Annotated in this window: 16 protein-coding genes; 8 read left to right on the forward strand and 8 right to left on the reverse strand. The window is 53.8% G+C overall.

The annotated features are described in order from the left end of the window. Positions 1–2 precede the first annotated feature (2 nt). From ACJJJB_RS09380 to ACJJJB_RS09390, 3 genes are read right to left on the reverse strand one after another with little or no spacing between them, the layout of a single operon-like run. Positions 3–3,158, reverse strand: a complete 3,156-nt coding sequence (locus ACJJJB_RS09380; protein ID WP_445366119.1) for an efflux RND transporter permease subunit — start codon at positions 3,156–3,158, stop codon at positions 3–5. Further along, a complete protein-coding gene (locus ACJJJB_RS09385) occupies positions 3,151–4,380 on the reverse strand; it encodes an efflux RND transporter periplasmic adaptor subunit (protein ID WP_282953335.1) in 1,230 nt (409 codons plus the stop codon). The genes ACJJJB_RS09380 and ACJJJB_RS09385 overlap by 8 nt, the downstream gene beginning before the upstream one ends. After that, the gene (locus ACJJJB_RS09390; RefSeq protein ID WP_445366120.1) at positions 4,380–5,816 is read right to left on the reverse strand and encodes an efflux transporter outer membrane subunit; all 1,437 of its coding nucleotides are present in this window, start codon (positions 5,814–5,816) and stop codon (positions 4,380–4,382) included. Before ACJJJB_RS09390 ends, ACJJJB_RS09385 begins: the two co-directional genes overlap by 1 nt. Positions 5,817–6,136: 320 nt before the next feature. On the opposite strand from ACJJJB_RS09390, the gene ACJJJB_RS09395 reads away from it, so the two are divergent. The 4 genes from ACJJJB_RS09395 (at position 6,137) to ACJJJB_RS09410 (ending at position 10,863) form a co-directional block, all read left to right on the forward strand. Further along, a complete protein-coding gene (locus ACJJJB_RS09395; RefSeq protein ID WP_020413010.1) occupies positions 6,137–7,321 on the forward strand; it encodes an acyl-CoA dehydrogenase in 1,185 nt (394 codons plus the stop codon). Positions 7,322–7,542: 221 nt separating this feature from the next. Continuing rightward, positions 7,543–8,160 (forward strand): trimeric intracellular cation channel family protein, encoded by a 618-nt coding sequence (locus ACJJJB_RS09400; protein ID WP_020413011.1) that lies wholly within the window; start codon positions 7,543–7,545, stop codon positions 8,158–8,160. 60 nt (positions 8,161–8,220) lie between these two features. Further along, positions 8,221–9,900, forward strand: coding sequence for an alpha/beta hydrolase (locus ACJJJB_RS09405; RefSeq protein ID WP_445366121.1), 1,680 nt, complete (start codon positions 8,221–8,223; stop codon positions 9,898–9,900). Between the two features lie 129 nt (positions 9,901–10,029). Then, positions 10,030–10,863: a sulfurtransferase gene (locus ACJJJB_RS09410; RefSeq protein WP_444946674.1), complete on the forward strand. Its 834-nt coding sequence runs from the start codon at positions 10,030–10,032 to the stop codon at positions 10,861–10,863. A 151-nt stretch (positions 10,864–11,014) separates the two neighbouring features. Here the strand turns inward: ACJJJB_RS09410 and ACJJJB_RS09415 are convergent, their stop codons facing one another. Beyond that, positions 11,015–11,755 carry a YopT-type cysteine protease domain-containing protein gene (locus ACJJJB_RS09415; protein ID WP_445366122.1) on the reverse strand — a complete coding sequence of 247 codons (741 nt, stop codon included), beginning with the start codon at positions 11,753–11,755 and terminating at the stop codon, positions 11,015–11,017. A gap of 325 nt (positions 11,756–12,080) precedes the next feature. Continuing rightward, positions 12,081–12,704 (reverse strand): peptide-methionine (S)-S-oxide reductase MsrA, encoded by a 624-nt coding sequence (msrA, locus tag ACJJJB_RS09420; RefSeq protein ID WP_020413015.1) that lies wholly within the window; start codon positions 12,702–12,704, stop codon positions 12,081–12,083. Positions 12,705–12,868: 164 nt separating this feature from the next. Here msrA and ACJJJB_RS09425 point away from each other — a divergent pair, with 164 nt between their 5' ends. Beyond that, on the forward strand, positions 12,869–13,396 hold the full coding sequence (locus ACJJJB_RS09425; protein WP_282953331.1) for a DnaJ domain-containing protein: 528 nt from the start codon (positions 12,869–12,871) through the stop codon (positions 13,394–13,396). Here the strand turns inward: ACJJJB_RS09425 and ACJJJB_RS09430 are convergent, their stop codons facing one another. Genes ACJJJB_RS09430 through ACJJJB_RS09440 form a run of 3 tightly spaced genes read right to left on the reverse strand, consistent with a single transcriptional unit; the run spans position 13,397 to position 15,237 of the window. Then, a complete protein-coding gene (locus tag ACJJJB_RS09430; RefSeq protein ID WP_445366123.1) occupies positions 13,397–14,191 on the reverse strand; it encodes a methyltransferase in 795 nt (264 codons plus the stop codon). Next, on the reverse strand, positions 14,181–14,519 hold the full coding sequence (locus tag ACJJJB_RS09435) for a nucleotide pyrophosphohydrolase (protein ID WP_282953329.1): 339 nt from the start codon (positions 14,517–14,519) through the stop codon (positions 14,181–14,183). Before ACJJJB_RS09435 ends, ACJJJB_RS09430 begins: the two co-directional genes overlap by 11 nt. After that, entirely contained in the window at positions 14,506–15,237 is a 732-nt protein-coding gene (locus ACJJJB_RS09440) for a DUF599 domain-containing protein (RefSeq protein WP_020413020.1), read from the reverse strand. Before ACJJJB_RS09440 ends, ACJJJB_RS09435 begins: the two co-directional genes overlap by 14 nt. 175 nt (positions 15,238–15,412) lie before the next feature. Between ACJJJB_RS09440 and ACJJJB_RS09445 the strand changes: the two genes are divergently transcribed. The 3 genes from ACJJJB_RS09445 to cmoB all read left to right on the forward strand — a co-directional run bounded on the left by ACJJJB_RS09445 (position 15,413) and on the right by cmoB (position 20,169). After that, positions 15,413–18,322 carry an insulinase family protein gene (locus ACJJJB_RS09445; protein WP_445366124.1) on the forward strand — a complete coding sequence of 970 codons (2,910 nt, stop codon included), beginning with the start codon at positions 15,413–15,415 and terminating at the stop codon, positions 18,320–18,322. Between the two features lie 119 nt (positions 18,323–18,441). Next, positions 18,442–19,185, forward strand: coding sequence for a carboxy-S-adenosyl-L-methionine synthase CmoA (gene cmoA / locus ACJJJB_RS09450; RefSeq protein ID WP_445366125.1), 744 nt, complete (start codon positions 18,442–18,444; stop codon positions 19,183–19,185). A 6-nt stretch (positions 19,186–19,191) separates the two neighbouring features. Then, positions 19,192–20,169 carry a tRNA 5-methoxyuridine(34)/uridine 5-oxyacetic acid(34) synthase CmoB gene (cmoB, locus tag ACJJJB_RS09455; RefSeq protein ID WP_282953327.1) on the forward strand — a complete coding sequence of 326 codons (978 nt, stop codon included), beginning with the start codon at positions 19,192–19,194 and terminating at the stop codon, positions 20,167–20,169. Positions 20,170–20,232 lie beyond the last annotated feature (63 nt).

A 20,232-nucleotide genomic window follows, 5' to 3' on the forward strand; every position in this document is an offset into this window, starting at 1 on the left:
ATTTAATTTCCGGCTCGAGCGGTGCCAGTAAATGACTCAAGGGCGTTTTTCAGGGCGCTAAATAGACGGGGTATGTCTTTCCCAAACATCAGGTACAAGCAGGGCACCAATAAAAGTGAAATGGCCGTAGCTGCAAGGATTCCATAGCCCAGGGAAATGGCCATTGGAATCATAAATTTCGCCTGTACCGAGGTTTCAAAAATCATCGGCATTAAGCCACAGAAAGTGGTTACCGTGGTTAAAACAATCGGTCGGAAACGGCGCGCTGCCGCACGCTTGATTGCAGTCTCAACATCAACGCCTTCCTCTCGCAGGCGATTACTGTACTCGATCATTACCAGGGTATCGTTAATCACAACACCAGCAAGAGCGACCATCCCCAACAAGCTCACCATGCTCATGCCATACCCCATGACCAAGTGCCCCAGGATTGCACCAATAACCCCAAAGGGAATCGCCACCATCACAATTAATGGCTGCATATAACTTTTCAAGGGAATTGCCAGCAACAGATAAAGCACAGCCATAGCCAGCAGGAATGTCAGGCCAAGGGAAGCGAGCCCTTCGCGCTCATCCGCCTGACGCCCTTCGTACGAAATAGTAAGACCGGGAAATTCTGCTCGCAGCTGCGGAATAACACTGCGATCCAGCTCATTGATGACCAGTGCCGCCTGATCACTGGGCTCTACATTGGCAGAGGCAGTCAGCACCCGGCGCCCAGCACGACGGTTAATAGTTGCATAAGCGCGCCCCTTATCGATAACCACGAGATCCGTAAGAGGCATCCATAGGCCGCTGCCCGCGCGAATCATAATGTTATTGACGTCATCCATACTGACACGCTCGCTCTCCGGCAAACGCACCATGACCTTGACCTGATCTCGGCCGCGCTGTTGCCGCAGCGCCTCATCACCATAGAGAGCCGCACGTATCTGCCGGCCAATCTCCTCAGCCGACAAGCCCAGACTCTTGGCGGTTTCAGTAAGTGTCAGGTCAAGCTGGGTTTTTCCCAGGGTAACGCCCGCATCGATATCGCTGACATTGGGAAATTTTGCCAGCTCGGCCCCCAATCGCGCCGCCGCCTGATCCAGGACTGCTGTATCGATATGGCGCAGCTCAACCGTGAGAGAAGAACCTGCGCCGGGCCCTCCCCGATCGGAGGCCGTAGTCGCACTTAAAGCTCCGGCAATTACACCAACTTCTTTCCGCCAGGCACGGACAAACTCACCGGTGGAAAATTCTCGCTGATCCGATGGCACGAAGAAAAAGTCCACCTGGACTGAGTCATCTCCCATCAAACCGCGATTACCGAGAAATACAGCGTCGCGATCGTATTGCTCCAGAACCTTGTTGCCACCGGCAATAATCTGGGATCTGGCTTTCTCCAGCTGGTGTTGCGCTGTTCCCGTGGGGAAAGTCACCGCAAAGCGACCGGAATCCCGCTCTACCCTGGGCATCAACGTAAAGCCCATACGACCACTGGCGGCATAGCCACCAACTACCAGCAGCGTGGAAATGGCAATAGCGATAGTGGTGTATCGGTGTCGCACACAGGCTTCAAGCAACGGGCGGAATCGCTCCTGTACAAATCGATCCAGGCCACGAGCCAATCTCTCCTGGCGGGCTGCAAAACGTTGCGCCCGCGGACTGTTATAGCCTCGGCGCGAATGGGCCAGATGCGCGGGAAGAATAAACAGTGCTTCAACCCAGGAGATAATAAATACCGAGCCCACAACGAAGGGAATAACGCCAAAGATTTTGCCCATAAATCCAGGCAGCGCCATCAACGGGATAAAAGCGACAATATTGGTGAGGATGGCGAATGTCAGGGGAACGGCCACCTGCCTGGCACCAGCAATTGCCGCCTGTAAATTGCTATAACCCTTCTGGCGCCACTCGTGAATATTTTCGCCGGCAATAATTGCATCATCCACCACAATACCCAGGGCGATGATAAAGGCGAACATACTCACCATACTGATAGAAATATCCAACCCGGGCAGGAAAAGCAACGCGCCGAGGAAACTAATTGGAATACCCAGTGTTACCCAGAAAGCCAGGCGCAATTCCAGGAAAGCCCCAAGTACAACAAAAACCAGCAACAAACCGATAAAGCCGTTTTTTAGTAACAGCGATAAGCGCTCCTTAAAAATCTCGGAATCATCATCGCGGATAGTGAGGCTCACTCCCTGCGGCAACGACGCCCGAACCTCATCAATAACTTCCCTTGCAGCATCGCTCACACTCAGTGGAGTCTGGTCTCCCACCCGATAAATTTTGATACCAACGGCCGGCTCACCGTTAAACACCATATTGCGAGCCTCATCCTCGAGGGCATCGCTGACAGTAGCGATATCACGCAAATAAACCGCGCCACCGCCACCACCCTGGGTAACAACAATATCGCCAAATTCCCGCGCCCAATCACGCCGTTCGGTAACCCGCACCAGAATTTCACCGGCATCGGTTTTAACACTACCGGTGGGAATATCCACTGCAGCGTTTTGAACAATTGTGGCCACCTGGGCCAGGGTCAGGTCATAGCGGCGCAGGTCGTCACGGCGTATTTCCACCGCCACTTCCAAATCGCGGACGCCCTGGGCCTCCAGCTGGGTTATGCCACTGTGGGCCTCCAATTTGTCATATACCTGCATGGCAAGTGCGCGCAGGCTCCGCTCATCCAGGTTGCCATGGAGGACCAGATCCAATACATCGCGCTTGCGTTCGGCCAGGTTCACCTGGGGCCGCTCAATATCGGCGGGAAATGTCGTTACCGAATCGATCGCCTGTTGGATATTTTGATAGACAAGATTGGCGTCGGCATCACCTTCCAGCTCCAGGTTGAGTACGGCAGAGCCTTCCCGGGCACTGCCACGCATCTCCTTAATACCCACCAAGCCCTGCACCGCCTGCTCGGCCGCTACCAGCACCCCGCGTTCAACTTCCTCCGGACTGGCGCCAGGATAAGAAATGGAAACGCTGACCAAGTCCAAACTGAATTCAGGAAAAACCTCTTTCTTGACGATCACGGAAAATATCAGCCCGCCGACAAGAAACACCAGCATCAGCAAGTTTGCGGTGACATGATTTCGCGCCATCCAGGCGATGGCGCCCGTTTTGGTATCGATATCTCCGTCTTCCACTCTCAGCTCATTCATTCGCGCCTCCGCCACGAGGGCCTTTTCTGGTGGAATTTTCGGCTGAGGCCGCTGCATCTGCCGGTGGCAGACGGGACAGGTTAATCTCTCCAGCGATCCGCACGGGCATTCCCTCGGTCACTGTAATCAGGCGCGTAGTCACCAGAGTTTCACCCCCACTGAGACCTTTCTCCAGTACTGCGTAATCCCCGCTGGTATAAGCCACTTCAACCGGCAAAACCGCAGTGCGGTTATCCCGCACTACCCATACGTTATCGCCATCCTGTAGTGCGCTTAATGGAATCCGCACACGCTCCTGCGCACTTTGGGAAACAATCTCGACCCGCGCGAGATCATTCAGTAACAACTGGGGCTGCGATGGATCCTGAACAGATAGCGGGTCGTCTAATTCCACCAACACACTGGCAAGCCTGCCCTGCTCTTCCAACACTGGAATCACGCGAACGAATTCACCACGACGATAAATACCTGCGGGCCATTGGCTGCCATAAATACGCACTTCAATATCACTGCTATTCAGGCGATACAGCTGAGAGGCTGGCACTTCCACAGCAATCTGGAAGCGATCGGCACTGGCCAGGCTATAAAGCGTATCCCCGGGAGATACCCGATCACCCACATCCACACTGCGACTCACTACAAGTGCATCGAAAGGCGCTCGGACCTGAGTGAGACGGAGGTTGCGCTGGGCAAGTGCGACATCGGCTTCTGCAGCCTCCACACCAGCCTCGGCAGCGGCCTGCTGGGGTTCACGTAGCACCAGTGCGCGGTCGGCATCTGAGAGAGTTGTGCCAAGCAGCTCATATTCCTCCAAAGCCACCTGCTGCTGGCCACGCTCCTGCTGGAGTTCCGCTCGGCTTTTGGCAAGGGTACTTTGAGCAGTTTTTAGCGCCAGCTGATAGGGTTCCTGCTCTATGCGAAGCAACACCTTACCTTTTGGCAGAACCGCACCTGGCCCCAGATCGTAATCAAGCCATTCAACCTGTCCATCCACCTGCGGTTCCAACTCCGCCTGTTCGCGCGCCGCCACTGTTCCCAGGGCACTCAGGGTAAAAGAAAAATGCCCCTGCTCTGCCAGGGCAACATCCACCGCCGGTGCTGACACCTTGCGCTCACCACGTCCCACGGTGGGTTTCTCACGGATCAACCAGCTGGAAAGCAAAAATGCCAAAACCAGCAAAACTAAAGGCATCAGCAAGCGCCAATTGAATTTATTCAGCATTAAGAATTTCCCTCCAGGTACAGCTCCAGATCCACTGGCTCAGGTACGGGGAGGTCCTCCTGAGGAAGCCCCCCGGAAAGTGCGCGGTAAAGTGTCACTCGGTTTTCAATCAACTGGCGTTCAGCGGAAAGCACCTCACGCGCCAGATTTTGGTAATCGGTCGTCGCAGTTAGAACATTGAGGAAGTCCACAGTGCCATTGATATAGGCGCGACTGCGCCGCTGGGCAATCAATTCCGACAGGCGCTCACGCTCCCGCAGGTGCCCAAGCTCCTGTTCAATGGCGCGCTCGCGAATTAAGGCCTGTTCAACTTCTGATAGCGCTTCATTCACCGTACTGCGATACAGCGCCCAGCTCTCCTGCAAGACCGCACCCTGCTGATCTCGCTTGGAAGCCAGTGCCCCACCATCAAAAATGACACCCTCAATAGACGCGGCAATCGCAATCAGCCAGTTCTCAGTAATATCGCTTATCAGACTGGTGCCATTACTGGCGACAGCGGACAAACTGAGCACAGGAAGCCGATCCGCCCAGGACTGGTCCGCCAAGTGGTAATCCTGAAGCAGGTTGCGCTGGGCCTCACGCACATCCGGGCGGCGCAACAATAACTGGGAGGGAATACCGGTATCCGGCAGTCCTGGCAATACAGGCAAGCTTGCCACCTCTTGGATATAGCCTTCCAATTGGGGCTCATTGGTCCCAAGCAGAGCAGCTAACTGTACCTTGAGCGTTTCGATATCGGATTCGGTCTGTTCCAGTTCCTGCTCAGACCCCTGAACAAGCTGGCGTTGCTGCAACACATCGGCAGCATCTGTGACACCGCGACCAAATCGCAACTCCAATACCTTCAGACTCTTGCGATTGGTCTCAAGTTGCTGCTCCAGCAAATCGCGCTGCCCCCACTGCTCGCGCAGCTGTAACCAGGTAGCAGACACTTCAGAAGCCAAACTGAGAGCCGCAGTCTGAAGGTTTTGTTCCTGTGCCAGGAAGCCCGCCTCAGCAGCACTGGCACCGGAGCGTACGCGCCCCCACAAATCCACTTCATAACTGGCAGCGATACGGGTGCTCCAGCTGTTGCCCTCGTTAGACGGGTCAGTAAATTCACCGGATGAATAGCGCTGCTCGGTATTTTCCACCTGGGCGGTCACACTGGGCCAGAATCCCGAGCGCGCTCCCCGGGCCGCGGCGGCAGCTTGCTCAAGGCGCCAGTAACTGGCCTGCAGGCTCGGATTGTCCTGCAGGGCCAAGTGAACCAGTTGATCTAATTGGGGGTCATTAAAACTACGCCACCAGCGCGATTCCGGAGCCACACTGCCGGAAGCACCAAAAGTTTGCGGCAGCCCTAAAATTTCCTGCGATTGAGGGGGTTCGACAGGTGGCGAAGAACAGCTGGCAAGCAAGGGAATACAAATTGCCAAAACGCGGTAAAAGCACAAGGAATATCACCGAAAAAGAGTTTTAAGCCATTAAAAGTAGAGATTTATTGCGTGCATTATCTCCCCGAAAAAATGCCCGACAAGGCGTTTTACTCTTGTTTACAAACCGCGGGGAAAATCCTGTGAAATTTTGCCGTCCGTAAGAGTGCCCCAACGCAACTACTTAGGTATGATGCGCCACACTAAACTGAATGGTCACCGGGATTTGCCGCGGGATTCTTCGATAGTCCCCAAGACAATCGGTGTTGGCCAGGCATCCATTAAGCCTGACCAGCTGGACATCCGGTGCAGATTAATAACGGAAGTAGAAGAGACAAGCCATGAGTAAACATCAGCCCCTCGCCCATTGGGACGACATTTTGCTGCTGGACCAGCAGCTGACCGACGAAGAGCGTATGGTGCGCGACGCCGCGCGCGAGTACTGCCAGGACAAGCTGATGCCCAGAGTCCTCGAGGCAAACCGCCACGAAATCTTTGACCGGGAAATCATGAGCGAAATGGGTCAACTTGGTCTGCTCGGTTCCACGATCGAGGGCTACGGCTGTGCCGGTCTCAACTACGTTTCCTACGGCCTGGTAGCGCGCGAAGTAGAGCGCGTGGACTCCGGTTACCGCTCCGCCATGAGCGTACAGTCCAGCCTGGTTATGCACCCCATCTACGCCTATGGCAGCGAAGAGCAAAAGCAAAAGTACCTGCCCAAGCTGGCCACCGGTGAATGGGTTGGCTGCTTTGGCCTGACCGAGCCGGATGCAGGCTCCGATCCCGGCGGCATGAAAACCCGCGCCAAGAAGGTTGACGGCGGCTACCGCCTGAGCGGTTCCAAGATGTGGATTACCAACAGCCCGATTGCCGATGTATTCGTAGTCTGGGCAAAAGACGATGAAGACATTATCCGCGGCTTCGTACTGGAAAAAGGTATGGAAGGCCTGTCGGCTCCTAAGATCGAAGGCAAGTTCTCCCTGCGTGCCTCCATCACTGGTGAAATTGTGATGGATAATGTTTTTGTACCGGAAGAAAACAAATTCCCGGAAATCGGCGGCCTGCGCGGCCCCTTCGGCTGTCTGAACCGCGCCCGTTACGGTATTTCCTGGGGCGCCATGGGTGCCGGTGAGTTCTGCTGGCACGCCGCTCGCCAGTACGGCCTGGATCGTAAACAGTTCAACCGTCCGCTGGCTCAAACCCAACTGTTCCAGAAGAAACTGGCAGACATGCAAACTGAGATCACCCTGGGCTTGCAGGCCTCCCTGCGCGTTGGCCGCATCATGGACGAGAATAAGCAATTCGACCCCACCATGATCTCCCTGGTGAAGCGCAACAACTGTGGCAAGGCCCTGGAAATCGCCCGTATCTCCCGCGATATGCACGGCGGCAACGGTATCTCCGACGAGTTCCACGTAATTCGCCACGTGATGAACCTGGAAGCGGTAAACACCTACGAGGGCACCCACGACGTACACGCCCTGATCCTCGGTCGCGCCCAGACCGGGCTACAGGCTTTCGTTTAAGGCCCGCATACAGGCGCCCCCCGGCACTTGCCGGCGGGTGCGCCAATACCCGTTTCTCTGCTCTTTCCCGCTTTTTAGCTCGGTATCTCAATATTCGATTTCAATACGGTTCTCTCTCCGTACCAGTTGATTCTGTCACACACTGTCGACCCCTCTCTCCCCATGCCAAATAAGGAGTGCTATTCTCCCCTGCTTTGCGAGTCTGTGGATTTAAAGACACTATGGATCAACTGCTGCATTGGTTCGACCTGATCGGCATAGCGGTATTTGCCTTCAGCGGAGTGCTTGCCGCGGGACACAAACAAATGGACCTGTTCGGCGCCGTAGTACTCGCCTGCGTCACCTCGACGGGTGGAGGCACCATCCGCGACATCATCCTCAACATCCCGGTTTTCTGGCTACAGGAACCTTACTACCTGTGGATTGCCGTAATCACCGGTGTGGTCAGCTTTTACCTGATACGCTATTTACAGGTACCCATGCGCCTACTGATGTTTGCCGATGCTATTGGCCTTGCAGTATTTGTGGTGATCGGTACCCAGAAGGGCCTCGAAATGGGTTATTCCGCCACTATCGCCATAGTAATGGGAATGATGACAGGCACCTTTGGTGGTGTTATCCGCGACGTGCTGTCCGGGGATATTCCCTTGCTGTTGCGCAGGGAAATATATGCTACTGCAGCCCTCACTGGCGCAGCCGTTTTGGTTGCTTTAGATGCCAATGGCAAACTGCCAGGCGATTTGGTGGTGGCCATTGCAGTGCTTGTCACCCTGTCTATCAGGCTGGCTGCCATACGCTGGAATCTTTCCGCCCCCATAGCCCGGTTTGGTAATCATTGACTTTGGCCAACTCCGAAACCCAAACATCAGTATTCGACACTGCTCACAGGAATAGACCCAGTGCGTAACTTTCGCCCGCTCTCCGCCCTACTTTACTTTCTCTGCCTGGTGCTGAACGCCTGTGAGCGATCAGACCCGGACGCGAAACCAGGTAAAGACAAGGAGTCCAAGAGCCATACTCGCTTGATCTCCAAGCCCTGCTGGTTTGAAACCGACGACAGCTGGCCCTTTACCCAATGCTTTATGATGGAAGTCCCAGAGGATTATGCCCATCCAACACGGCGGAAAATCCGCTTTCCGGTTATCCGTTTCCGCGCCAAAGAGCCCGATGCCAGCAAACCGCCCCTCCTTCACTTAGGAGCCGGCGGCCCCGGCGCAAGCATGGGTCTGGAACCAGAGAATGCCAGCGACTGGCTATGGCTAAACTACGCCGCCATGACGGTCGAAGACGGCCGGGATCTTATTGTGATCGACCCCCGGGGCACCGGCATGGCGCGGCCACGCCTCACTTGCAGTGAATTTATTGATGATGCCCAGACCGCTTTCCAGCGCAAGCTTTCACCGGAGGAGGAGGCGCGTGTTTTCGCTTTCAGTATGGAGCGTTGCTACAGTCGCCTGAGTAAAGGCGCCGATATGGCCCAATATAACAGTACAGTGGTAGCGCGGGATGTGGATGAGCTGCGCAAGCTACTGAAGCTCGATGAACTCGACCTATACGGTGTTTCCTATTCAACCCGGTACGCACTCACCTATGCCCGGGATTACCCTGAGTCTGTACGCGCACTGGTACTTAACAGCGCGGTATTTCCCAACATCGCCTACACCCAGCAGCTAGCCCAGGATTCGCTGGCAGCTTATGAGCGCGGCCTCAAACATTGTACTGAGGATAAAAAATGCAATAGCCGCTACCCGGATCTCCGTCGCAGACTGGAAAACCTGGTGCAAACCCTCGATGAGGAGCCCCGCACCATCCATATCAAACACCGCTATTCAAAACAGACCTACCCGTTCGTTCTGAACGGACAGCGTTTGCTGCGAGTGCTTTTCCAGGCACTGTACAACGAGAATTTCTACAGTGAACTGCCAAAAATGATCGAAGGACTGGAGAGCAGCGGCGATGAAGGACTTAAACCTGCACAAAAAGCCATCGGTCACTTTATGGAAATTGTGCTTGACCCCTATTTTGGCGATGCTGCCGGAGTCAGCCATTTCTGCTATGAAGAAGCGCCTTTCGTGGATTTTGACCAAGCCCGCGCCAGTGCCGAAAATACCGGAATCCTTGGTGGCGCCGTACGCTCAGACCTGAGCCTGCTACAGCTGCAGTGCCGTATTTGGGCGATTCCCTCAGCACCACTACTGGAATCTGAGGCCATTGAAACTCCCGCACCGGTAATGGTGCTGCACGGAGGTCTCGACCCGGTATTGGCTGCGGAGGATGTAGATGCTGCACGCAAAGCCCTACCCAATCATCAGTGGCTACTTTTCCCCAAATTGGCACACGATATTATTTCCGCCAGCAGCTGCGCCGAGAAAGCTGCCGGCCGCTTCCTGGACAATCCACTAAAAGATCAAACTCAGGCCACCATGACTTGCCGTGAGCAGGAACTCGCCGAGCAGGAGGCAAATAAAGAAGAGGACCAGCAGGCAGAATCCAGTGAGGCTGAAAACCAGACTTCCGAACCCCCGGTGGCATCGCCAACACAACCACCAGCAGCCTCGGAAAGTGGCCAGCTGAATTAACAACAGCATGGCTTTCCACCTACTCAACCAGCCAGGCCTGTACATACTCAGAACAGCTGGCAAAAACCAAGAATACAGGCTGAGCTAATTTGCCAACCTGGAGTCAGGCAAACCAAGGGAATTGAGCAGATGCAAACGGATGACAATACTGCACTGATTGAAGTAGCTGACCTGGTAACACTTCAAAAAAGTTCTGACCCCGTAATCCTTGACTGCCGTTATGAGCTGGCTGACCCGGAGAGTGGTGCTCGAGATTACGCTGCGGGACATATTCCTGGGGCCCACTACGCCAGTCTACACCGGGATCTCTCAGCCCCAACGCAACGTTTTGGCGGGCGGCATCCCATGCCCACCAGCGGCCAGTTCCAGGAATATGCCCGCAGCCTTGGTATCAATGACGATACACCTGTCATCGTCTATGATGACAACCGGCTGGGTTTCGCCGCGCGAGCCTGGTTCCTGTTTTATTTTTTTGGTCACAAGCCTGTCAGCATCCTAAATGGGGGGCTGAAGGCTTGGCTTGATGCTGGAGAGGCGCTTAGCACCATTAAACCCATTGCCCCGAAATCTGGAACCTTTACTGCAAGACCCAAAGAAAATCTGTTGGTGCACTATGAGGCGGTCAAGGAAGGTTTAAACGGCGCGTCATGGCAGCTTGTTGATGCGCGGGATAGCCAGCGTTTCAACGGGATTCAGGAGCCCATTGATTCTATAGCCGGTCATATCCCTTCAGCTATCAATCAACCCTGGCAGAATGTCACGGACAAAAATACCGGAAAAGTAAAGTCAACTAAGGAACTGCAAGCTCAGTTTGGCAGTCTGGGAGAAGGTAAACCGCTGCTTAACTATTGTGGTTCCGGTGTCACTGCCTGCGTGAATTTCTTTGGGCAATACCTGGCCGGTCGAAAAGATTCTCTGCTCTATCCCGGCAGCTGGAGCGACTGGTGTGCGCACCAACAATGAGTGAGTCGCTCGTGTTTACCTATCCGGTCCAGGTGCGAAGGAAGGCGGTAAATGGGGACCCTAGTCCCGGAGTGTTGCCGGAAAATACATTGCTGTGAGGGCAGCTATACCTACCCTCACACCTATTCAATGGCAACAATCACTCAAAGCGTCACCACACCCTGTTGATGTAGGCATCAACAGACCAATCACTACGAAATTGTACCCAACCACGCATATAGGCATGCCGGTAATACGCATCGAAAAAGTTAAGGAAGTCTCCTTTTGTCGCAAAACGGTACTCTCCATAGTTTGGATCGAAAAAGAGCGCACCTATATCAGAGTTCACCCTGTCATCTGCAACCCAGGCTGCAACAGCGTGCCCTGCTCTGCGGCCAGAGAAAGTAATATATCCATACGCATCTCGTAAACTGCGCAGCGCATTTACCAGGCTCGTATTAATTGGCGGAATTGGCTGAACTGGAGGTACTGGCTGGCCCGGTTGAATAACAACCATATTGTTCAATGCAACAGCAATTGCACTTGAACTCCAGCGATCTTCTTTATGCAAACCCTGATTTATTAGCCAGTTTTCGATATTTAATCCCTGTCTACCACCTCCATAAGTCCAGGTACGAAAATCCCGCCCCACCTTTATTAGCTCGCCAATATTTAGGGACCGATATGTGCGAAAACTAAAAGCACCAGCATTATGGACCCGGGGAGTTAAGCCTAATTTATCCGGCAAACTTTTATCGTCCAGTGCGTTGGTCTTTATCCAGTGCGCAGCTAGAGATGCGCAAATTCCAAACTTACCAAATCTGAAATAATGAATATAAGCCCGTGGTGAGGACTGGGAGAAGCCCCAGGTTTTTACACCATTGTTACGCCTGGCTATACGATCAACCCCCATAACAGTATTCCTCCTGAATGGATAGTTTATTAATCATGACAAACACGAGTGATACACCTACCTTCCAGTGGAGATGAGGCTCTCTTGTAGCTCATGTCATGAGCCAGACTTTACGAGAGCGCATAGCCTTCCGCTTTAGATCCTGAGCGTATTTTTTTAGGTTTTGGTCTTAATTGATTTTTTAAGGAAAGTACTGGCAGTATTTGAGCACCGGAACGTTTATTGGGAGGGTTTTTATAAAGGCAGGGAAATGAGGGGGGACGTAAATCACATCAAAAAATAGGCGGCACTTTTCATGCCACCTATTACTGATTCAATATGGGGTCTAATCGTGCATGGGATTGCGCAGGATCGGACAAATCGCTTCCTTATTTTTCGCCATATACTGCTGGTGATACTCCTCAGCGTAATAAAACGGCTGCGCCATGCTAATCTCGGTAGTCACCTCGCCACGCTGTTTTTCATCCAGCGCCGCCTGCACGGCATCCCTGCTGGCCTCTGCTTCTTTCTTCTGCTCTTCACTGGTGCAGAATATGCATGAGCGATACTGGGAACCAATGTCATTACCCTGGCGCATACCCTGGGTTGGATCATGCATGTCCCAAAACAGCTTTAGAAGCTCCGCATAGCTGACAACCTTGGGATCGTAAACCACCTTAACCACTTCAGCGTGCCCGGTGCGCCCGCTGCATACCTCGTCGTAATTCGGGTTTTCTGTCGCCCCGTCGGAGTAACCAACGGCGGTGGCAAAAACACCATCAGTTTCCCAAAATATACGTTCGGCGCCCCAGAAACAGCCCATACCAAACATGGCAACTTCCATATCTTCCGGGAACGGCTCTTTGATAGAGTTACCATTAACGAAGTGGACGCCAGTGATTTCCATCGGCTGCGGCCGACCAGGCAAAATCTGATCCGCATCCGGTATCTGGAATTTGTCGTATTGCATACTGTTATCTCAAGTGCTGAAATTTTCTTCAAACAGGATAGCCATAAGCTGCTAATCCGCCCAGAGCCATACTTAGGCCAGTTTAACCCAGTGATCAAACAGGTCAGAGAGATATTTGATCACTAAGTTAAAAATTGGCAGATCAACAATAAAAGGAGTCGCCATTGGCACGCTTAATCTTACTACTGCTTATCTTGATTGGAGTCTGGTATGCATGGCAGAAAATCAAGGCCAGCTCACCTGAAAACAAGCGCAAGCAGATTTTTCTGGCCACAGTTTTAGCGGCTGCGGTAGTCGTCGTTTTACTCGCACTGAGTGGCCGTCTGCACTGGGTTGGCGCCGCTGTGCTTCTGATCCTGCCGGTGCTCGGCCGCCTGCTTAACCAACTCACCCGTTTATTGCCCTGGATGGCACCGTTCTTTGAGCGATATTCCCGCAACCGACAGCAACAAAATCAACAACAGGGCGAGGAAAACTGGCAGGGGCAAAAAGCAGCTCAAAAGGATCAGGGCCCACCTCTCACCGAGCATGAAGCCCGGCGAATCCTGGGAGTGAGCGCCAATGCGGGAAAAGATGAAATTATTGGCGCACACCGTAAGCTGATTCAGAAATTACACCCGGATCGTGGCGGCAATGACTACTTGGCATCCCGGGTAAACGCCGCCAAAGAGTTATTGTTGCGTATTTTGTAATCAGGGCACCCTGCAGAGGAGGTGCATATAGCGAGCCAGCTGCCGATATGGGTCGAGCTGAGAGTACTCCAGCTCCTTTTGCACAATCGCCGCCGCTGGCAATTTTTCACGAATTGAGGGCGTCATAAAATCGTGGAAACAGCGAATGCCACTGTGACACTCAACATCAAAGCCAACTTCTCCCAACCACCCTTCCACCCACTCTGGTAACAAGGGGTTTTGCGGGGTGAGACTGCCCGGATGCCCTCCCCAGTAGTCCTCTCCAATGTTGCGTTCAAGCTGGCGAAAGCTACCGCGCTGCAGCAGGCGAAACTCCAGCGCACGGCGATTGTAAAATGTCAGTGACAGGTATCCGCCGGGCTTCAGCAATTGGCGCAAATGCTGCAGCGCCTGCTGCGGTTCTTCCAGCCACTCCAGCACTGCATGGCAAATCACCAGATCCGCTTCGCGCAGCTCTGCCTGTTCTGGCAATGCCTGTAACGGCTTACGCAGGAGTGTCACCTGCTTTTGCAATTGTCGCTCTTCGACCTCAGCTGCGGCATGCTCTAGCATTTGAGCAGAAATATCGGCCAGGAAAACCCTGTGTCCGGCCTGCGCCAGATCCATAGCGAAATGCCCCTGGCCACCACCGGCATCCACCACTTTTAAAGAGTCTGACCTTCCATTGAGCAGCGGCGCCAGATCCCTGTTCAGCACCGCCAGGCGAATATCCCCCTTGAGCCCCCCATAGATACGGTTGCGAAAACGGTGTGCCAGGTCATCAAAGTTGCGATCGCTAAAACGACTAGCGCTCATCGGCTTCCTCATTACACAAAGCTATCTCACAGCGGCGACGATTCTCATCAATTTTGTCGCGTAGGGCGGCATCCAAATCCACCCCCAATACCGCAGCCAGCTTGATGAGATACATCTGGATGTCCGCAAGCTCCGCGGCGATCCCCATCGAATCTTCAGTTTGCATCAGAGCCTGTATTTCGCTGTTATCTTTCCACTGAAAATATCGCCCAAGCTCAGCAACCTCTACCGACAGTGCCATTGCCAGGTTTTTAGGAGAATGTAACGGTTGCCAACCGCGCGCTTCGGCCACTGCGTCGAAGGCCGCCAGGATTTCACGATGGGTCATCAAATTTCTTCCTCTGTTGACGTTCCAGACCGCCCTCGCGCGCTGCCAAAATGGAGTTCAGTGCCTTGGACAAGAACTCACGCCGATACAGTACGCAGACCACAAAGAGGTAACTCGCAATAAAGAGCAGCGGATGGATAAACCAGCTCAACACTGACATAGAAAAGTAATAGGAGCGCAGGCCGTAATTGTAACTGTGGCCCGCGTGGTCGATCACCTTGGCAATGCTGATCGCAAATCTGCGGCGCTCTTCCTCAGAGAGATCACCGGTTTCCGGCGGCGGCGCAGCGCCAATCAGGACGTTGGCAAAGGAGTACTGGCGCAAAGACCAGGTGAAATTAAAAAAGGCATAGATAAAAATCAGGATCAGCAGCATCACCTTGAGCTCAAACTGCTCGACGGAGGTTGGCTCAGCAAAAGGCAGGCTCGTAATCACTTCGATAGCGGCCTTATTTGCGGTTAGGGCTGTTACCAAACCCGCCAGGATCAGGATACTGGTAGAAGCGAAGAAGCCAATCACCCGCTCCAGGTTACTCATGATCGCCGTGTCGGCCATACGCATATCCCTGTCAAGCATGCGCAGCATCCACTCCACCCGGTACCATTGCAGCGAGGACGTTAGGCACCAGGTTTCCTTGGCTTTTTTTCGCGCAAATATGGTGTAGCCGACCCAAGTAATAAAAAAGCCAGTGACGCTGGCGATATCCAACCAGGACAACCTCTATCTCCCTGTTCGTCTACATTTATGCCGGGGCTTTGGAAGGCGAAGTCTTCGCCTTGCTGGCATCCTTGTCAACACTGTCTTTCCGGTGTGTGCAAGCGGTAGAATAGCGCCCTTTCGCCAGCGACAGAGGCTGGCTAGAAAATTTCCTATAACTCCAGGGAGCTGTCTTTTGAGCAACTCACATCCTGCATTCAAACTGGTTACCAGCGCAGAAATCGATTCTCTCGGCGTGCGAGTCGAGGAATACCGCCACAATACTACCGGTGCACAGCACTTACATATCGCCGCAGACAACCCGGAAAATGTTTTCCTGGTCGCCTTGCGCACTGTGCCGGAAGACTCCACCGGTGTGGCACATATCCTTGAGCACACCGCATTGTGCGGCAGTGACAAGTACCCGGTGCGGGACCCGTTCTTTATGATGATCCGGCGTTCGCTCAACACGTTTATGAACGCCTTTACCAGTTCCGACTGGACCGCCTACCCCTTTGCCAGCCAGAACCGCAAGGATTTTGACAATCTACTGGATGTCTACCTGGATGCTGTATTTTTTGCGCGCCTGGACCCACTGGATTTTGCCCAGGAGGGACATCGCCTGGAGTTTGCCGAGGCAGATAATCCCAAAAGTGAACTTGTTTACAAGGGCGTAGTGTTTAATGAAATGAAAGGCGCCATGAGCTCTGTCAGTTCACAGCTGTGGCATACGCTGAGTAAATACCTGTTCCCTACTTCCACTTACCACTATAACTCCGGTGGTGAACCTACTGATATTCCCAAGCTCAGTTACGAGCAGCTGGTGGCCTTTTACCGCAGCCATTATCACCCGAGCAATGCCATCTTTATGACCTTTGGCGATATTCCCGCCGCAGAGCACCAGGCAGCGTTCGAAGAAAAGGCCCTGCACAAGTTCGACCAGCTGGAAAAAATGATTGCCGTTGGGCGCGAGGACCGTTACCAGGCGCCGCTCAAAGTTGAGGAGCACTATCCGCTGAACGGAGAGGCACTGCAGGGTAAAACCCATATTGTCCTGAGCTGGCTACTGGGTGACGTCACCGACTTGGAAGAAGCCCTTACTGCTCATCTACTTGCAGGAGTGCTACTAGACAATAGCGCCTCCCCACTGATGAAGCTGCTGGAAACTACCGACCTGGGTACTTCCCCATCCCCGCTTGTAGGCCTGGACGATTCCCAACGCGAGCTGGTCTTTGTCTGCGGTATTGAAGGCAGCGAGCGCGACAGCGCCGACGAACTGGAAAAGCAAGTACTGGCAGTGCTGCAGGAAGTTGCGGAAAAAGGGATTCCCTACGAACAGGTTGCCGCCAGCCTGCACCAACTGGAGCTGCAACAGCGCGAGATTGGTGGCGACGGCTACCCCTACGGCCTGCAGCTAATCCTCACGGCCCTCACTGGCGCCACCCACCGCGGCGACCCCATCGGCCTGTTAAACATTGATGCCACTTTGGAAAAACTGCGCGAGCAGATTAAAGATCCCAGGTTTATCGCCGACAAAACCCGCGAACTGCTGCTGGATAATCAACACCGTGTGCGCCTGGTAATGAGCCCTGACGACCAACTGGCTGAACGCCGGGAGCAGGCGGAAAAAGACCAGCTGGCGCAGATCAAATCCCGCCTCAATGAAAAAGACAGGGAGCAAATTGTCGAAACCGCCAAGGCCCTGGCCGACCGGCAAAATCGTGAAGACGACGCTTCTATTCTGCCAAAAGTTGGCATCGAGGATATTCCGGCAGAACTGCCAGATGTAGAGGGAGAACAAACCTCTCTCGGCAACCTGACATTAACCCGCTACAGCGCCGGCACCAATGGCCTGGTCTACCAACAGATGGTCAGCGCACTGCCGGAGTTCACTGAAGAAGAAAAACAGTTACTGCCTTACTACTGCCAAGTACTGAGTGAAGTTGGCCTGGGAGACAAGGACTATCTGGAAGTACAACAGTGGCAGACACGCGTAGCCGGAGCCTTACATGGTTTCACCAGCAGCCGCACTGCCATTGATAACCTCGATCATCTTTCCGGCCACTTTATCCTGTCCGGCAAGGCGTTATCGCGCAACCAGGAGGAACTGACTGAACTGATGCAGGCCACCATGGAGCAGGTCCGCTTCGACGAGCATGCCCGCATCAAGGAATTATTACTACAGACCCTGGCCCGCCGCGAGCAGGGCGTAGTTGGTAATGGTCATGCCCTGGCAATGGCCGCAGCGAGTGCCGGCTTTAACCGCGCCGCCTGGGAAAGTCATGCCACAGGCGGCCTGCTGGGCCTGCGCGACTTAAAAGCACTGGTCGCCAACCTGGACAAAGAGGAAGGCCTGCAGAAACTTACCGCGCAGTTCCAGGCTATTCACCAAAAGATCCTGGCTGCACCACGCCAATTCCTGCTGGTAGGTGAAGAAGATAAAATTGACAGCTTCAGCCAAGCGCTGTCGCCGCTCACTTCCAACCCCAGTACCACCGCGGCAAATCCGGAAGCACCTTTCGAACAAAAGCGGGTTGAAGAACTTTGGATTGCCAACAGCCAGGTGAATTTCTGTGCCAAGGCCTACCCAACTGTGCCCATGTCACACCCGGACGCAGCACCACTGTCTGTTCTGAGTGGCTTCCTCCGCAATGGCTTCCTGCACCGCACCATCCGCGAACAGGGCGGCGCCTACGGCGGCGGCGCGGCACACGACAGCAATATTGGAGTGTTTCGCTTTTATTCCTATCGCGATCCACGTATGGGAGAAACTCTGCAAGACTTCGATGCCTCTCTACAGTGGCTGGCTGAAGAAAAACACAAGGAAGAACAGGTTGAAGAAGCCGTTCTCGGTGTCGTCGGCGGACTGGACAAGCCAGGCTCCCCCGCCGGCGAAGCCAAGAAGAACTTCCACTCGGGCCTTTACGGTCGAACCCACGCAGTACGCCAGCAATTCCGCAAACAGGTAACAGAAGTGACCTTGCAGGATCTTCAGCGAGTGGGCGCCACTTATCTGGACCCGAGCAAGGCGAGTACCGCTGTAGTGACAGGTCCCCAGGGCCAGGCTGCCGCAGCAAACCTCAACTTGCAGGAAGAAAAACTCTGACAGAGTCCTGTGCTCTATCCCCGGTAAAGTTATTGCCGGGGATAGATCCCGCAGCCGACGCGCATCCGGCAGGCCCCAAGCCTGCCTGTTAATCGCAGTAACCCTTCAGCGAAATTCAGATGAGTAAACACGACAATATTTACGCGAGTCCTCTGGGCCAGGTAGCCGGTTTTGAGTTCGATCGCCAGGTAGTGCAAGTATTTCCCGATATGATTAAGCGCTCGGTTCCGGGCTATACCACCATCGTCGCCATGATCGGCACCTTGGCTGAGCGCTATGCCCAGGCAGGCAGCCGCTGTTACGATCTCGGCAGCTCTTTATGCGCCGCAACCTTAGCCATGCGTCACCGCATCCCCGCAGCAGATTGTGAAATTATTGCCGTAGATAACTCCAAAGCCATGACGGATCAGGCGCGCACCGTGCTCGAAGCCGATAGCGGCGAAATACCTGTACAGCTTATCTGCGACAACCTGCAAAGCGTCACTATTGAAAACGCATCTGTAGTCGTACTCAATTTCACCTTGCAGTTTATTCCGGTGGAAGAGCGCGAGGAGATTCTAAGAAAAATTCACGATGGTCTACGCCCCGGCGGCATCCTGATTATTTCAGAAAAAGTGGACTTCGCCGATAAAGCCCATAATGAATTAATGATTGAACTGCATCATTCCTTCAAGGCTGCCAACGGTTACAGTGCATTGGAAATTGCCCAAAAGCGCTCAGCCCTGGAAAATGTGCTGATCCCGGAAACCCTGGATACCCATCGCAAGCGGCTAAAGAACGTCGGCTTTACCAGTGTTGATGTCTGGTTCCAGTGTTTTAATTTCGCCTCACTCATTGCCATTAAAGGCAGCCCCGAAAAGTAAGTACCCGTGATCGACTACTCCCAACTCTACCAAGGCCTGCAACATATCCCTGATCTGCGCTCCTGGCTCGCGCAGCTACCCGATCAGGTGGCCGAAAACCTGAGCCCCCATCGCTGGGGTGACCTGCCCGACTGGCGCGCAGCCATGGAAGCCTTACCGGATATCAAACCCTCAGATATAGAGCTTGCGCAAAGCGTCCGCATTGGCAGCGCCAGTGATGCAAGCTCTGAACAACTGCACTTGCTGGAACAGGAACTGAGAAAACTACACCCCTGGCGCAAGGGCCCATGGGAAATTTTTGGCCTTCCTATTGATACCGAGTGGCGCTCAGATTGGAAATGGGATCGCGTATTACCCCATCTGGCCCCTATGGAAAATAGATTGGTACTGGATGTGGGATGCGGCAATGGCTACCACTGCTGGCGCTCTTATGGTGCTGGCGCCCGGCGTGTGATCGGCATAGATCCATCGGCAAAATTTGTTGCCCAGTTTTATGCCCTGAAAAAATACCTCGGCAAAGAAAAACCGGTAGACCTGTTGCCCCTGGGTATTGAAGCCCTGCCATCCAATCTACGATCCTTCGATACCACTTTCTCTATGGGCGTGCTCTATCACCGCCGCTCACCCATGGACCATCTGCGCGAGCTCCGGGAAACCTTGCGCCCCGGAGGCCAGTTAGTTTTGGAAACTCTGGTGATCGATGGTGGCCTGGGGGATTGCCTGGTGCCGGAGGGCCGCTATGCAAAAATGCGCAATGTTTGGTTTTTCCCCAGTTGCGCCACCCTGGAAAGCTGGTTACGCAAATGCGGATTCCGCAATCCAAGAACAGTGGACCTAAATGTCACCAGCCAGGAGGAACAGCGCCGCACTGACTGGATGCATTTTGAATCGCTGGAGGATTTTCTGGACCCACAATCACCAGATAAAACCATCGAAGGTCACCCCGCGCCCAAACGTGCCGTTCTGGTCGCGGAAGCGCCGTAGCTTCTCTTACGCTACGAATCAGGAAGATCATAAATTCCGCAAAATCCGTAACAAATAGAATTT

It is taken from the genome of Microbulbifer variabilis (assembly GCF_052468405.1).

Coding starts and splice junctions, on each gene's coding strand:
- ACJJJB_RS09380 (WP_445366119.1), bottom strand. CDS start 3,158: ATGAATGAGCTGAGAGTGGAAGACGGAGATATCGATACCAAAACGGGC.
- ACJJJB_RS09385 (WP_282953335.1), bottom strand. CDS start 4,380: ATGCTGAATAAATTCAATTGGCGCTTGCTGATGCCTTTAGTTTTGCTG.
- ACJJJB_RS09395 (WP_020413010.1), top strand. CDS start 6,137: ATGAGTAAACATCAGCCCCTCGCCCATTGGGACGACATTTTGCTGCTG.
- ACJJJB_RS09400 (WP_020413011.1), top strand. CDS start 7,543: ATGGATCAACTGCTGCATTGGTTCGACCTGATCGGCATAGCGGTATTT.
- ACJJJB_RS09410 (WP_444946674.1), top strand. CDS start 10,030: ATGCAAACGGATGACAATACTGCACTGATTGAAGTAGCTGACCTGGTA.
- ACJJJB_RS09415 (WP_445366122.1), bottom strand. CDS start 11,755: ATGGGGGTTGATCGTATAGCCAGGCGTAACAATGGTGTAAAAACCTGG.
- msrA (WP_020413015.1), bottom strand. CDS start 12,704: ATGCAATACGACAAATTCCAGATACCGGATGCGGATCAGATTTTGCCT.
- ACJJJB_RS09430 (WP_445366123.1), bottom strand. CDS start 14,191: ATGAGCGCTAGTCGTTTTAGCGATCGCAACTTTGATGACCTGGCACAC.
- ACJJJB_RS09435 (WP_282953329.1), bottom strand. CDS start 14,519: ATGACCCATCGTGAAATCCTGGCGGCCTTCGACGCAGTGGCCGAAGCG.
- cmoA (WP_445366125.1), top strand. CDS start 18,442: ATGAGTAAACACGACAATATTTACGCGAGTCCTCTGGGCCAGGTAGCC.